Source organism: Pseudarthrobacter sp. O4, assembly GCF_050157025.1.
GTDB lineage: Bacteria > Actinomycetota > Actinomycetes > Actinomycetales > Micrococcaceae > Arthrobacter.
In genome coordinates, this window is record NZ_CP189591.1 from 1,029,546 (window position 1) to 1,043,489 (window position 13,944).

The 13,944-nt window shown below is 67.8% G+C and carries 14 protein-coding genes; 10 read left to right on the top strand and 4 right to left on the bottom strand.

Going from position 1 to position 13,944, the window contains the following annotated elements:
* The first annotated feature begins 195 nt into the window (after positions 1-195).
* Positions 196-810 (top strand): maleylpyruvate isomerase N-terminal domain-containing protein, encoded by a 615-nt coding sequence (locus ACQCSU_RS04625; RefSeq protein ID WP_426978514.1) that lies wholly within the window; start codon positions 196-198, stop codon positions 808-810.
* 21 nt (positions 811-831) lie between these two features.
* Here the strand turns inward: ACQCSU_RS04625 and ACQCSU_RS04630 are convergent, their stop codons facing one another.
* The gene (locus ACQCSU_RS04630; RefSeq protein ID WP_426978516.1) at positions 832-1,305 is read right to left on the bottom strand and encodes an Lrp/AsnC family transcriptional regulator; all 474 of its coding nucleotides are present in this window, start codon (positions 1,303-1,305) and stop codon (positions 832-834) included.
* 187 nt (positions 1,306-1,492) lie between these two features.
* Here ACQCSU_RS04630 and ACQCSU_RS04635 point away from each other — a divergent pair, with 187 nt between their 5' ends.
* The 6 genes from ACQCSU_RS04635 (at position 1,493) to ACQCSU_RS04660 (ending at position 6,952) form a co-directional block, all read left to right on the top strand.
* Positions 1,493-2,956, top strand: coding sequence for an amino acid permease (locus ACQCSU_RS04635; protein WP_426978517.1), 1,464 nt, complete (start codon positions 1,493-1,495; stop codon positions 2,954-2,956).
* Positions 2,957-3,077: 121 nt separating this feature from the next.
* Entirely contained in the window at positions 3,078-4,127 is a 1,050-nt protein-coding gene (locus tag ACQCSU_RS04640; RefSeq protein WP_426978519.1) for a thiamine pyrophosphate-dependent enzyme, read from the top strand.
* On the top strand, positions 4,120-5,172 hold the full coding sequence (locus tag ACQCSU_RS04645; RefSeq protein WP_426978520.1) for an alpha-ketoacid dehydrogenase subunit beta: 1,053 nt from the start codon (positions 4,120-4,122) through the stop codon (positions 5,170-5,172). The genes ACQCSU_RS04640 and ACQCSU_RS04645 overlap by 8 nt, the downstream gene beginning before the upstream one ends.
* Complete coding sequence (locus tag ACQCSU_RS04650; RefSeq protein ID WP_018775751.1) at positions 5,165-5,494, top strand: biotin/lipoyl-containing protein; 330 nt, start codon at positions 5,165-5,167, stop codon at positions 5,492-5,494. The genes ACQCSU_RS04645 and ACQCSU_RS04650 overlap by 8 nt, the downstream gene beginning before the upstream one ends.
* A 4-nt stretch (positions 5,495-5,498) precedes the next feature.
* On the top strand, positions 5,499-6,326 hold the full coding sequence (locus ACQCSU_RS04655; protein ID WP_426978521.1) for an alpha/beta fold hydrolase: 828 nt from the start codon (positions 5,499-5,501) through the stop codon (positions 6,324-6,326).
* A 53-nt stretch (positions 6,327-6,379) separates the two neighbouring features.
* A complete protein-coding gene (locus ACQCSU_RS04660; RefSeq protein ID WP_426979714.1) occupies positions 6,380-6,952 on the top strand; it encodes a phosphoribosyltransferase family protein in 573 nt (190 codons plus the stop codon).
* Between the two features lie 130 nt (positions 6,953-7,082).
* On the opposite strand, the gene ACQCSU_RS04665 is transcribed toward ACQCSU_RS04660, so the two are convergent.
* The 3 genes from ACQCSU_RS04665 to ACQCSU_RS04675 all read right to left on the bottom strand — a co-directional run bounded on the left by ACQCSU_RS04665 (position 7,083) and on the right by ACQCSU_RS04675 (position 10,718).
* Positions 7,083-8,414 (bottom strand): MFS transporter, encoded by a 1,332-nt coding sequence (locus ACQCSU_RS04665; RefSeq protein ID WP_426978522.1) that lies wholly within the window; start codon positions 8,412-8,414, stop codon positions 7,083-7,085.
* A gap of 261 nt (positions 8,415-8,675) precedes the next feature.
* Positions 8,676-10,130 (bottom strand): 4-hydroxyphenylacetate 3-monooxygenase, oxygenase component, encoded by a 1,455-nt coding sequence (hpaB, locus tag ACQCSU_RS04670; RefSeq protein WP_426978523.1) that lies wholly within the window; start codon positions 10,128-10,130, stop codon positions 8,676-8,678.
* Positions 10,131-10,178: 48 nt separating this feature from the next.
* Entirely contained in the window at positions 10,179-10,718 is a 540-nt protein-coding gene (locus tag ACQCSU_RS04675; RefSeq protein ID WP_426978524.1) for a flavin reductase family protein, read from the bottom strand.
* 202 nt (positions 10,719-10,920) lie between these two features.
* Here ACQCSU_RS04675 and ACQCSU_RS04680 point away from each other — a divergent pair, with 202 nt between their 5' ends.
* The 3 genes from ACQCSU_RS04680 (at position 10,921) to ACQCSU_RS04690 (ending at position 13,884) form a co-directional block, all read left to right on the top strand.
* On the top strand, positions 10,921-11,637 hold the full coding sequence (locus tag ACQCSU_RS04680; RefSeq protein WP_426978525.1) for an IclR family transcriptional regulator: 717 nt from the start codon (positions 10,921-10,923) through the stop codon (positions 11,635-11,637).
* A gap of 94 nt (positions 11,638-11,731) precedes the next feature.
* Positions 11,732-13,198: a fumarylacetoacetate hydrolase family protein gene (locus ACQCSU_RS04685; RefSeq protein WP_426978526.1), complete on the top strand. Its 1,467-nt coding sequence runs from the start codon at positions 11,732-11,734 to the stop codon at positions 13,196-13,198.
* A gap of 8 nt (positions 13,199-13,206) precedes the next feature.
* Entirely contained in the window at positions 13,207-13,884 is a 678-nt protein-coding gene (locus ACQCSU_RS04690) for a GntR family transcriptional regulator (RefSeq protein ID WP_426978528.1), read from the top strand.
* Positions 13,885-13,944 lie beyond the last annotated feature (60 nt).

A 13,944-nucleotide genomic window follows, 5' to 3' on the forward strand; every position in this document is an offset into this window, starting at 1 on the left:
TTAGGTTCCGGGCGGATCCCCGGGGACTGCCCGGACGGTTCGGGCCCGACGCCGGAGTAGTTATAGTCAAATTGACTAGAACTAATTCTACGACCTGATGGCCCGGGCGCAAAATGTTTCAGCGCACACTTCGCGGGCATTGCCGTGAGCACGGGGGTTGAACGCACCCGCCGGCATCCGTATAACTCTTGGGTTATGGACACTGAAGCAATCAAATCCTGCTACCTCGCTGCGGCCTCTGCATTCCTGGAGCTCGTTGAGGCGGTACCGGAAACCGCCTGGACCGAACCCGCGCTGGGCGAATGGGACGTCCGCGGACTGACCGGCCACACGAGCCGTGCCCTGAGCACCGTCGAGAGTTACCTTTCGACGCCGGCGGCCGGGGAACGCGTGGACGGCCCGGTGGCGTATTTTCTCACTGTCCGAGGCGCCACATCGCCGGCGGCGATCGCGCAGCGCGGCCGCGAAACCGGGGGCACCCTGGGCGAGGACCCGGCCGCAGCCGTCAGGGAGCTCGTCCAGCGGGTCAGTGCACTTGTCAGGAACACTCCCGACGATGCGCCCGTCGCCACCCCGGCGGGAGCCATGACGTTGATCGACTACCTGCCGACCCGCACCTTCGAGCTGGCCGTACACGGCCTGGACCTCGCCCGGGCCCTGAAGCTCGAGGCGCCCGCTGCTTTGAACCCGGCTATCGCCGCGTCCCTGGAGCTTGCCGCAGCCATCGGCGCGCACCTGCCCTCGGCGCCGGATCTGCTGCTGCTGCTCACCGGCCGGACCGGACTGCCCGGAAACCTCAGCGTGCTCTAGCCCACCGGCCTTGGGCGGAGCTCACCGGCCTTGGGCGGCGGCTTCCAGCAGCGGCAGGGTGCGCCCCTGGAAATGGGTGTTGAGCACAATCACCGAGGAGGAGCGCAGCACCGTCCTCGTCGCGATCATGGCATCCAGCACCCGCTGCAGATCCGGGTTGGAGCGCGCTGCAATGCGCGCCATCAGGTCCGAGCTGCCGGAGACGGTGTGGATCTCGATCAGTTCCGGGATCTCCGCGAGGGCCTCGACGACGGCGTCGTGCCCCAGGTCCTGGTTGATCGTCAGGGAACAGAACGCCACGACGGGAAAGCCGAAGTGCGCCGGGTCCGGCTGCGGCACCCACGAGCCGATGACACCGCCGTGCTGCATCCGGTCCAGCCTGGACTGCACGGTGGCGCGGGCAACTTTCAGCACGCGCGAGGCTTCCAGGACAGAGGCCCGCGGCGAGTCCGTGAAGAATCGGACAATCTTCGCGTCCAGAGGATCAACGTCCATCGGATATCCCTCCCAAGGCGGCATCCGCCGCGCAAACCGCTGCCGATACTCCGTTTTCAGCTAACAAACTGCCACCATATTCTCACGCCGATGGTCTCCGGGCAGCCCACTGCTGCGGTTCAAAGGCGGTAAATTCAATACGTCCCACAAGGACTCACAAATCCAAACCACACGAAGGTTCGCCAGCATGACAATGAAGTCCGCCGCGCAGCACACCGCAGAGCCGGCCCAGAAACTGGGCCACAGCATGAAGCCACGCCAGCTCACCATGATGGGACTCGGCAGCGCCATAGGCGCCGGCCTGTTCCTCGGCTCGGGGGCAGGAATCCAGGCCGCCGGGCCGGCCGTCCTCATCTCCTACCTTGTCGCCGGAACACTCATCATCCTCGTCATGTGGGCCCTCGGTGAGATGGCCGCCGCCAACCCCAACAGCGGGGCCTTCTCGGTCTACGCGCAAAAGGCGATGGGCCCGACGGCAGGCGCCACCGTCGGCTGGCTCTGGTGGCTGCAGCTCGTCGTCGTGATTGCGGCCGAGGCGCTCGGTGCCGCCGGACTGCTGTTCACGGTGTGGCCGGTGATCCCGGTCTGGGCGCTGTCGCTGGTCTTCATGGTGCTGTTCACGGCCATCAACCTCGCCGGCGTGAAGAACTTCGGCGAGTTCGAGTTCTGGTTCGCCATCCTCAAGGTTGCGGCGATCGTGGTCTTCCTGGCCATCGGCGCGGCCCTGCTGCTGGGCTGGCTGCCGGACGTCCCCTCTCCCGGCCTGAGCAACATCACCTCCGATTTCGCCCCCGCAGGCCTCGGCGGCATCGCCCCCGCCCTGTTCGTCGTGATCTTTGCCTTCGGCGGCACCGAGATTGTCAGCGTGGCGGCCGCCGAGACCGAGAACCCGGAGCGCAGCGTCGCCCAGGCCATCCGCACCGTCGTCTGGCGGATCCTGGTCTTCTACATCGGCTCCGTATTCGTCATCGCCGCCGTCCTTCCCTACACCTCCGAGGCGCTGAAGTCCCCGTTCGCGGGCGTCCTCGACGTGGCCCGCATCCCCGGCGCCGGCGCCGCCATCACCCTCGTGGCCGTCGTCGCGCTGCTCTCGGCCCTCAACGCGAACCTGTACGGCGCGTCCCGCATGGTGTTCTCGCTCTCCGAACGCGGCGAGGCCCCGCGGATCCTGTCAAGGATCAACAATGCCCGGGTTCCCGTGGTGGCCGTCGGCGTCTCGGTGGCCTTCGGCTTCATCGCCACCGTGCTCGAACTGCTGTTCCCGGCGCAGATCCTGCCCGCGCTGTTCCAGCTGGTCGGCTCCACGTGCCTCGTGGTCTGGGGTACTGCCCTCGTGTCCCAGCTGATCCTCCGGCGCCGCGCGGACCGCGACGGCACCGCGCTGCCGCTGCGGATGAAGGGGTTCCCCGGACTGACGATCTTCGGGCTCGTGCTCCTGGCGCTGATCTTCGCGGTCGGCCTCAGCGGCCCGGACAGCAGCAAGCAGCTCTTCAGCACCATGGGCCTCGTCGCGGGGATCGCCGCAGCCTGCTGGATCGGCGCCCGGCTCACCCGCAATCGCGGCACCGAGCTATCCGATGCCGGCAGGGATGGCACCGGCGGCACCGAGCCGGCCGAGGTCGGCAGGGACGGCGCGGAGCTGCCCAAGTAGTCCCGGACGGACTGCACAAACTGTAATGCCCGACGGCGGTCCGACCGGCAGCATTGTGCAGTCTGGTCAGCGTCTACCGCGCTGATTGCCCAGCCGTGCGGGGGTGACTAGGGTCACAGGCATGGATACATTCCCTCCCGTGGCTTCCGGCGACGCTGCCGGGCCGCTCACCCCCTCCCAGCTCCGCGAGCTCTACTCGCTGATGGTGGCCGTCCGATACCTCGACATCTCCGCCGTTGCCTGGCAGCGGCAGGGCATCATCCCCGGCTACGCGCCCGAGCTCGGCCAGGAAGCGGCCCAGGTGGGCAGCGGCTATGCCGTGGACACCACCCGTGACTTCGTTTTCCCCACCTACCGCGAGATGGGCGTCGCCCGGACCATGGGCGTGGACATGGTGGCGTACATGTCGACCCACAAGGCCACGTGGCACGGCGGCCTCTACGACCCGATGGCATCGCGGCTCGCCCCGATCCAGGCCGTCGTGGCCGGTTCGGTACTGCACGCCGTCGGCTGGGCCCACGGCCAGAGGCTCGCCGGCACCGCTGACGGCAAGCTCGGCGTGGCCCTGACCTACTTCGGCGACGGCGCCTCCTCGCAGGGCGACGTCCACGAGGCCATGAACTTCGCCGCCGTGATGAAGGCCCCCGTGGTCTTCTTCGTCCAGAACAACGGCTGGGCCATCTCCGTCCCCACCGAACGCCAGGTGGCCGGCGGCTCCGTCGCCGCCCGCGCCGCCGGCTACGGGATCCCGGCGCTGCAGATCGACGGCGACGACGTCGCCGTCGTCGTCGAGGCCACCCGCCGGGCCTTCGCGCACGCCCGGGCCGGAAACGGCCCCGTGCTCATCGAGGCCATGACCTACCGCCGCGGCCCGCACTCCACCTCCGATGACCCGGGCCGCTACCGTTCCCTCGACGAGGAGCGCGACGGCGCCGGTGCGGACCCGCTGGAACGCTTCCGGACGCGGCTGCTCGCCGCCGGGATTGCGGACGAGGCGTTCTTCGCCGAAGCCCTCGCCGCGGCCAAGGCCGAAGAGGAGCAGATCCGCACCGGCATCCAGGCGCTCGGCCCGCGCCCCGGCACTGAAATGTTTGACCTGGTCTTCCAGGAAACCACCCCGGCCCTGCAGGCCCAGGCCGCCAACTGGCGCGAGGAGTCCGAACATGTCTAACTCGATTCTCGAAGGCGCAAGCTCCACCGGCGAGAGCACTGCCCTGGGCACTGCCCCCGCAGACACCACCGTGATGTCGATGCAGCAGGCGCTGAACCGGGCCCTCGACGAGGTCCTCGCAGACAACCCCAAGGCCGTCATCTTCGGCGAGGACTGCGGCCGGCTCGGCGGCGTCTTCCGCATCACCGACGGCCTGCAGGCCAAGCACGGCGAGCAGCGGGTCTTCGACACCCCGCTGGCGGAATCGGGCATCCTGGGCATGTCCGTGGGCCTGGCGATGGCCGGCTTCCACCCCATCCCCGAGGTCCAGTTCGACGGCTTCGCCTACCCCGCCATCAACCAGATCGTCTGCCAGATCGCCCGGATGAACTACCGCAGCCGCGGCACCATGCCGATGCCCATCACCCTGCGGGTGCCCAGCTTCGGCGGAATCCGCGCCCCCGAACACCACGGCGAAAGCCTGGAGGCGCTCTTCGCGCACGTCCCGGGCCTGAAGGTGGTCTCGCCGTCGAACCCGCATGAGGCCTACCACCTGCTCAAGTACGCCGCCACGCGGCCGGACCCGGTGATTTTCATGGAGCCGAAGTCGCGCTACTGGCAGAAAGGCGAGGTAGACGTAAACCACGCCGGCTCCCCCACCGGCGCCAAGGTGATGCGCGAGGGACGCCACCTCACGCTCGTCGCCTGGGGCGCCATGGTGGCGCGCTGCCTGCAGGTGGCCGAGCTCGCGGCCGAGGACGGGATCGACATCGAGGTCCTGGACCTGCGCTGGCTCAAGCCGATCGACGCCGAGGCGCTGGCCGCCTCCGTGCGCAAGACGCGCCGCGCCGTCGTCGTCCACGAAGCGCCGCTGACCTCCGGCCTCGGCGCCGAAGTGGCGCAGTTGATCACGCAGGGCTGCTTCGACACCCTCAAGGCGCCCGTGGAGCGCGTCACCGGCTTCGACGTCCCGTACCCCTCGGGCGATCTGGAAGACGAATACATCCCGAACATTGACCGGATCCTCTTTGGCATCCAGCGAGTATTGGAGTACAAACGTGGCTGAAATTTCCTTCCCGCTCCCCGATCTCGGCGAGGGCCTGATCGAGGCCACCGTGCTGGAATGGCTGGTTTCCCCGGGCGAGCAGGTGGAGCGCAACCAGCCGCTGGTGGAGGTCGAAACCACCAAGTCGGCCGTTGAATTGCCCAGCCCGCAGGCAGGTAAGGTAGTGCGTATCTACGGCGGGCCCGGCGACAAGATCAATGTCGGCGAGCCCCTGATTGTGTTTGAGGTGCCGGACAACACCGCCGGCATCGTGGGCACGGTCCCGAAGGAAGAGGCACCTAAGCGCCGGGTCCGCCTGAGCGCCGTACTTGATGAGGACTGAGAGCATGAGCGGCAGACACACCGGCGAACAGCATTCCCACACCGTGGAGGGCACCGACCCCCAGCTGTACGTGGGGGTGCACGATCCCAAGGACGACGCCGGGCTGCGTCCGGTGCTGCTGCTGCACGGCTTTTCCTCCTCCTCGAAGCTCAACTGGGAAGACTCCGGCTGGATCGCGGCCCTGCTTGAGGCCGGCCGCCGGGTCATCACCGTGGACCTCCCTGGCCACGGCCGCAGCGGCGCGCCCGAGGACATGGACTCCTACGCCCCCGGCCGGATCCGGGCGGACCTGCTCCAGATCGCGTTCGACGCCGGAGCCCGGCCCCTGCGCGACGGCGACCCGAGCAGCGGCCTGGATGTGATCGGGTACTCCCTGGGCTCCCGGCTGGCCTGGGAATTCGGTGCCACCCAGCATGAGCTGGTGCACCGCCTGGTCCTGGGCGGGCCGAACGTCGCCGATCCCCTGGCCGACTTCGATCTGGTGGCGGCGCAGCGCTACCTGGCCGACGGTACCCCGATCGCCGACGAATCGACCGCCGGGCTACTGAAGATGGCCATGCTGCTGCCCAGCAACAACATCTTCGCGCTGCTCTCCCTGGTCGAGGCGATCAAGAGCGAGCCGTTCGACCCCGCCGAAGCCGTGCCGCACATGCCGATGCTCCTGGTGGCGGGCGAAAACGACGAGCGCGCCGCCTCCATGCCGGAACTCGCCGCTCTCGGCGCCAAGGCCGGGGCCATGGTCGAACAGCTCGTCCTGCCGGGCCGGAACCACACCAACGCCGTCACCAGCCGCGCCTTCAAGCAGGGGGCGATCGGCTTCCTGGGCGTCTAGCAGCCGCCGTCCTGCCCCAGTTCCGCGGCCGGCCGGACACCCTGGTCCTGGGCCTGGCCCGCGGCGGCGTTCCCGCGCCGGCGGCCCTCGCCCAGGAGCTCGGGCTGCCGTTCGGCGCGCTGCCGGTCCGGAAGCTGGGGATCCCGGGCCACGAGGAAACAGCCTTCGGCGCCCTGGCCTGGTCCAGCGGACGGGTGGTGCGCATCCTCAACCGGTCCCTTGTGGCTCGGCTGCTGGAGATAGGCATCCGCCAGTCGTCCCTGGACGAGGTGGAACGCCGCGAGCGGGCGGAGCTGGAGCGCCGCGCGGAGAGCTATCCGGATTCCGGGCATGATCTCCGCGGCAAGACGGTCATCCTGGCCGACGACGGCGTGGCCACCGGCGCGAGCATGCGGGCCGCCGTCGAAGCGGTGCACGAAGCAGCCGCCGCGATGGTCGTCGTCGCGGTGCCGGTCGCCTCGCTGGAGGCGCAGACGTCGCTGCAGCAACCCGCCGATGCCGTCTTCGGCCTCCATACCCCCGGACAGTTCCGCGCCGTCGGAAGCTACTACCGGACGTTTGAGCAACTGATGGACGACGACGTCGTGCAGCTGCTCGGTGCCCGGCCGCCTGGGCCGCGCACTTAGCAGCGCGGGCCGCGCACGACTGGCCCGGGCGCGCCATGCGGGGGCACTTTGACACGGACGCGCCGGTGAATCCCGGTGCGGCCGCCGAAAAATCCCTCAAAGTGCCCCGGCACGGAGCCATAACAGCGGGTTAGTGCTTGCTGACTCCGAGCGGACGGCCCTTGGTTTCCTTGGCCAGGAGGACGCCGACGGCGGAAATGACGCACAGGATCATGATGTAGATCCCGATGGAACCGGTCCACTTGGTGCTCTGCAGCAGGGCCTCCGCGATGGTCGCCGCAAACGCGCCGCCGAGGATGGCGCCGAAGGCGTAGCCGATCGAGATGCCCGAGTAACGCACGTTCGCCGGGAACATCTCGGCGTACATCGCGGACATCGGGCCGTAAGACAAGCCCAGGCCGATCGTGAGGACGAACAGCGCGACGCCGTACAGCACGATGTCCTTGGTGTCGATCAGGGCGAACATCGGGATCATCCAGGCGAAGACGATGCCGTAGCCGATCAGGAAGGTCTTGACCCGGCCGATCTTGTCCGAGAGCCAGCCGCCGACCAGCGTGAAGATGAGCCAGCCGAAGGACGCCAGCGTGGTGGCCAGCAGGATCTGCGGGGTAGGCATCTTCAGGGCCCTGGTGGCGTAGGAGATGAAGAAGGCGATCAGCAGGTAGCCGGCAGCGTTGTTGCCGATGAAGATCATCGTCGAGTAGAGGACGGCCTTCTTGTGCTTCCGGATCAGCTCACCGAGGGGCGCCTTGCTTTCTTCCTTGCGGGCAGCCATCTCCTTGAAGACGGGGCTCTCGGCAACAGCGCGGCGGATCAGGTAGCCGACCACGATCAGGACGATAGAGAGCAGGAACGGCACACGCCAGCCCCAGGAAGCGAAGTCTTCCTTGGACATGCTGGTGTTGAGGAAATACAGCAGGCCGGTGGCGAGGATCATGCCGACCGGAACACCGATCTGCGGGTAGGCGCCGAACAGGCCGCGTTTGCTCTTGGGCGCGTGCTCGACGGCCATCAGGGCGGCGCCGCCCCATTCGCCGCCGGCGGAGAAGCCTTGGATGATGCGGAGGATGATCAGCAGGATCGGGGCCAGGACGCCGATCTGGGCGTACGTCGGCAGCATGCCGATCAGCGCCGTGGCGGCGCCCATCATGATGAGGGTGAAGACCAGCATGGCCTTGCGGCCGAGGCGGTCGCCCAGATGGCCGGCAATGATGGCGCCGAGCGGGCGGAACAGGAAGCTGATGCCGATGAGGGCGAACGACAGGATTTGCGCCAGGCCCGGGTTGGACGCGTTCAGCGGCGCCAGGAACAGCGGTGACAGCAGCGTTCCGGTCAACTGGGCGAAGATGAAGAAGTCGTACCACTCGATGGTGGTCCCGACCAGCGTCCCGGCCAGGACTTTGCGTTCCTCATGCTTGCTGCTGGGGCCCGTCTCGGAATCGACGGTTGAAGCTGCGGTCATTGAAACTCCGTTGCTGGGGGCAGAGGTACTGCCCAGGGTGGGTGCGAAGTGAATAACTGAATGACTCTGGATTTACTGATCGAACGGTCAGTTAGTATCCAAGATACTACTACGGATCGTGTGATGGAGCACACAACTTTCGAATAAACCTTCGCCGCCCCCAATAAATGAGGGCGAAGTGGGCCGGGGCCCAGCCTTCGCTGCGCCCCGACTCCGCGCCCTGACCCCTGCCCCGCGGCCGGCGGTGGAAGGGCGGCTGTGTCAGTCCTCGCGGTTGAGCAGTTCGCGGACCCTGGCCCGGACGGGTTCGCGGTCGTAGCTGTTCACCAGGGCACCGGCCATCCGGACCGGGTCACCGAAGAAGAAGTACTCGTACAGCGACTGGCGGCCGGAGAACCCGGAAATCGAGGCGTCGAAGGCCAGCTTGAACAGCCGGACACGCTCGGGTCCGGTGAGGGTCTTGCCCTGCAGGTACAGCTCGATGTCCGCCCGGGCCTCGCTGTTGACGTCCGCCTCGCCGGGCAGCGCCATGAGGCCCGAGGCGGAGAACTTCCGGATGATCTGCGGGAAGCGCTGGGCGATCTTCGGGTACCAGTTGCGGGCCGCGTTCAGCGTTGACCACTTCGGCAGCATGACACCCGCCTCGTTCAGCTCGGCGTCGGCCTCCGAGGCGCGGACCAGCGCCTTGCCGATTTCGACGTCGACGATTAGCTCCGCGATATCCTCCTGGATGTGCTGGAAGCCGTCGATGCCGATCGAATCGGCCAGCTCGGAGGCCAGGCCCAGGAAGAACTCGCTCTTGGCGATGGTGCGGGTGACCACCTGGTGCGTCATGAGCGCGCCGGCGCCGGTTTCGGCGTAGAAGCCGTTGCACAGCTGCGGGTTGCCGAGCATGAAGATTCGCTCGCTGGGCACGAACACGTTGTCGAAGATCGCGACGGCGTCCATCTCCTCGTAGCGCGAGGCCAGCGGCTCGTCGTGGGTGCTGCCGCCGTTGTACAGCGAGGTGCGGCAGAGGTAGCGCAGGCCCGGCGCGTCGTTCGGGATGGCGAACGCATACGAGTACGGGGCATCCTCCGGGGTTCCGCGGAGCACGGTGGAAGGGAAGACCAGCAGCTCGTCCGCGATCGGGGCGATGGTGGCGAGCATGCGGGCACCGCGGATGACAATACCGTCCTCGCGCTCCTCAACAATCCGGGCCGAGAGCTGGCCGCCGAGCTGTTCGGAGCCGGACACCGATCGGTTGACCTGCGGCGGGATCAGGGTGTGCGTGGCGAGGACGTCGTTTTCGCGGGCCCACTCGTAGTACTTGCGGATGTTCTCGGCGAACTTGGGGTCGGCCTGGGAGAACCACTTCTCGGCCGTGCTGAGTGCGGTGAGAGAGGAGTTCATGTAGTCGCCCGAGCGGCCCAGGAAGCCGTTGGAGGACTCGGCCCAGGTGGAGATGGCGCGGCGCCGGTGCTTGAGATCCTCGATGGTCTTCGGCACCAGGAACGAGGCATTCACCAGATCGCCGGTGGTGGGCGAGGTGTAGGTCAGCGCCTCCTGGTACTGCGGATCATGCTGCATGTCGAAGAGCTTCGCGTAGGAGCGCGCCACATTGCGGAATGCCGGGTGCTCGGCGATCTTTTCGCTGACCACCTCGCCGTCGATCACCACGTGCGGCGTCATTGAGTTGAGCTTGTCCAGGTACTGCTGTCCGGTACGGATACCCATTTTTGTTTCTCCAGTCGTCTTTGAGCGGTGTCTTTGAGCGGTGAGGTCTTAGAGCAGATCTTCCATGCCCAGCTGGCTTTCCGGGATGGTGGTGAAGGTGCTGTTGGCGAAGGCCAGGGCATCGCCGTTGCGGTAGTTGAAATCCACCACCTCGCCGATGTAGAGGGTGTGGTCGCCGCCGTCGTACGCCGCCCAGGGCTTGCATTCGAAATGCGCGAGGACATTGGAGAGCCGAGGCGCCGTTTCGCCTTCCACCCAAAGAGGTTCGGGGCCGGGACGCCCAGCGAAGTGCATGGCCAGCTGACGCTGTTCGGCGCCGAGGATGTTCACGGTGAAGGGCCGGCCGGCGAGTTCGTCGTGCGCCTTGGTGGTCCGGGCGATGCTCACCAGCACCAGCGGCGGGTCCATGGAGACCGAAGTGAAGGAGTTCACCGTGATGCCGTGGCGCTTCGTGACGCCGTCGAACGTGACGATCGCGACGCCGGTAGCGAACCGCCCCAGGCTGCCGCGGAAATGATGGAGACGGGGCGCGGAGATCCGGCCCGGAAGATCCGGAGCGGCTTCGGCCCGAGGCTTGGCAATCATCATTGATCCCTTTAATTCTTGGTGATGGTGGTTTCGGTGGACTGTTCCCGAAGGGGCTGTTCCAGAATCAGATTTGTTTCTATACTTTGTTCTATAATCGAACTCATAGTTCCCATATAGAACGCTAGCGCACTGTGACCGGGAACACAAGGGTCTGCTCACGGCGTCCCCGGCACCGCGACAGCCCGCCCCTAGGATGGACACCATGACCCCGAACGCCGGCAGCGCCCAGGCCTCCCCCTCCCAGACGCTGTCCCGCGGCATCCGGGCGCTTGAGATCCTCGCCGAGGCCCAGCGGCCGCTGACCATCGCCGAACTCGCCGACGCCATGGGCGTCCACCGCTCCGTGGCCTACCGCATCCTGCGCACCCTGGAGGACCACTCCCTGCTGGTGCGCGACGACGGCGGCCGGGTCCAGCCCGGTCCCGGGCTTGCCGTGCTGGCCAGGGGGGTATCGCGCAGCCTGCAGACGGCGGCCCTGCCGGAGCTGACCCAGCTTGCCAACGCACTGACCATGAGTGCCTTCGTGGCGGTCTGGGACCACGAGGACTGCGTCACGCTCGTCACGGTCGATCCGCGGCATACGGGGGCCACCGTGGTCCAGCACCCCGGCTCCCGGCATCCGATCAGCGCCGGCGCCCCCGGCATCGCCATACAGTCGGCACACTCCGAGCAGGAATGGAACGCCGCCGCGCCCGGGGTCCCCTACCGCGCCGAAGCCGCCGAGGCCCGCCGCCGGGGCTACGCCACCAGCCATGACGAGGTGATAGCCGGGGTATCGTCGCTCGCCGTGCCGATCCGGGTGCCGGGCGGACGGCCGGCAGCCCTCGCCGTCGTCTACATCCGCTCATCCCAGAACCCGGAGGAGGTTGCCGCGGCTCTGACCGCGAGCGCCGGGCGCATCGAGGGCCAGCTGGGCTGACGCCTCCGGGCGCCGTAACAGAAGATGCTTGACAAGCCGCCCGCTCTCGGGCAGTTTGTATCGTATACGATTTCATACTCAATGAGGAGATGCGATGGAGCAGCTTTCGCAGGACACCCTTGATGCCGCGGGCAAGGTCATCGCCGTCCACATCAACTACCCCAGCCGCGCCGCCCAGCGCGGCCGGACGCCGGAGCAGCCCTCCTACTTCCTGAAGCCCTCCTCCTCGCTGAGCTTCAGCGGCGGCACCGTCGAACGGCCCGAGGGCTGCGAACTCCTGGCGTTCGAAGGGGAGGTGGCGCTGGTGATCGGCACCCGGGCCCGCCGGGTCTCCCCCGGGGACGCCTGGAACCATGTCGGCGCCGTCACGGCCTCCAACGATCTCGGCGTCTACGATCTCCGCTACGCGGACAAGGGCTCGAACCTGCGGTCCAAGGGCGGCGACGGTTTCACCCCCGTGGGCCCGGCACTGCTCTCCGCCCGCGACGTGGACCCGGCCGGGCTGCGGATCCGTACCTGGCTGAACGGCACGCTGGTCCAGGAGGACACCACCGGCACCCTGCTCTTTCCGTTCGCCCGGCTGGTCGCGGACCTGTCCCAGCTGCTCACCCTCGAACCCGGTGACATCATCCTCACCGGGACTCCTGCCGGGGCCTCGGTGGCCCAGCCGGGAGACGTGATGGAGGTCGAAGTCGATGCCCCGGAGTCCGCCCTCAGCACCGGGCGGCTCGCCACCAGGGTGGTCCAGGGCACGGTTCCGCTCGCCGGCTTCGGCGCCCGGCCCCGCAGCGATGACACCCAGCGCGCCGAGGCCTACGGAACCCCTGCCCCCGCAACGGCCGCGCAGCCCGCGCTCAGCCCGGAGCTCAGGGCCAAACTGGAATCCGTCGGAACCGCCACCCTGAGTTCCCAGCTGCGCAAGCGCGGACTCAACAATGTCAGCATCGACGGCCTGCACTCCACCCGCCCGGACCGGAAGGTCGTCGGCGTCGCCCGCACGCTGCGGTACGTCCCCAACCGCGAGGACCTGTTCAAGTCCCACGGCGGCGGCTTCAACGCCCAGAAGCGCGCCATCGACTCCCTGCGGGACGGCGAGATCCTGGTGATGGAGGCCCGGGGCGAGAAGGGCACGGGTACGGTCGGGGACATCCTCGCCCTCCGCGCCGAGGTCAACGGGGCCGTGGCCATCATCACCGACGGCGGCGTCCGTGACGTCACCGCCGTCGGCGCCCTGGAGATGCCCACCTACTTCGCCAACGCGCACCCCGCCGTCCTTGGCAGGCGCCATATCCCCTGGGACATTGACCTGACGATTTCCTGCGGCGGTGCCACGGTGCAGCCCGGCGACATCATCGTGGGTGACGCCGATGGCATCCTCGTGATCCCGCCGGCCCTCGCCGAGGAGGTGGCCAGCGACTCTCTGGTCCAGGAGGCCGAGGAGGCCTACATCGCGGGGATGGTCGCGGCCGGACACAGCGTGGACGGGCTGTACCCGATGAATGCGCAGTGGCAGGAAAAATACCGCGAATGGTCCGCCGCCCGGGAGCGTGACGGGCGGTGACCAGCGCGGTGACCATCCCTGCAGCGGCCAGCAAATCGGAACAGGCCTACGCCGCGATCAAGGCCAGCATCCTCAGCGGCGAGTACTCCCCCGGTTACCGCCTCGTGCTGGCCAAGATCGCCGAGGACCTCGGCGTCAGCGTGGTGCCGGTCCGCGAAGCCATCCGCCGGCTGGAGGCGGAAAGCTTCGTCGTGTTTGAGCGGAACGTCGGCGCCACGGTGGCCGGGATCGAGCCCACGGAGTACCTCTACACCATGCAGACGTTGAGCATCGTGGAGGGTGCTGCCACGGCGCTCTCCGCCCCGCTGATCTCCGCCGAGGACATCGCCCGGGCCCGCACCGTCAACGCCCTGATGCGCGATTGCCTCGAGAACTTTGACCCGGTCCGGTTCACGAGCCTGAACCGGGACTTCCACAGCGTCCTCTTCGAGCACTGCCCGAACCCGCACATCCTGGACCTTGTGCACCGTGGCTGGAACCGGCTCCAGGCCCTGAGATCCTCCACCTTCAGCTACGTTCCGGGCCGTGCCAAGGAATCCGTGGCGGAACACGAGGCCCTGCTGGTGCTGCTCGAGACCGGCGCTCCGGCGGACGACGTCGAACGCGCCGCCCGCGCCCACCGCGCCGCCACCCTGGACGCCTACCTTGCCCACAGCCGCACGGACTCGGCACCTGCCCTGTCCTGACTGCATTCCCGAATGACACCACTCCCGGCCCGCCGCCGGACACACCGAACGATAAGGAAG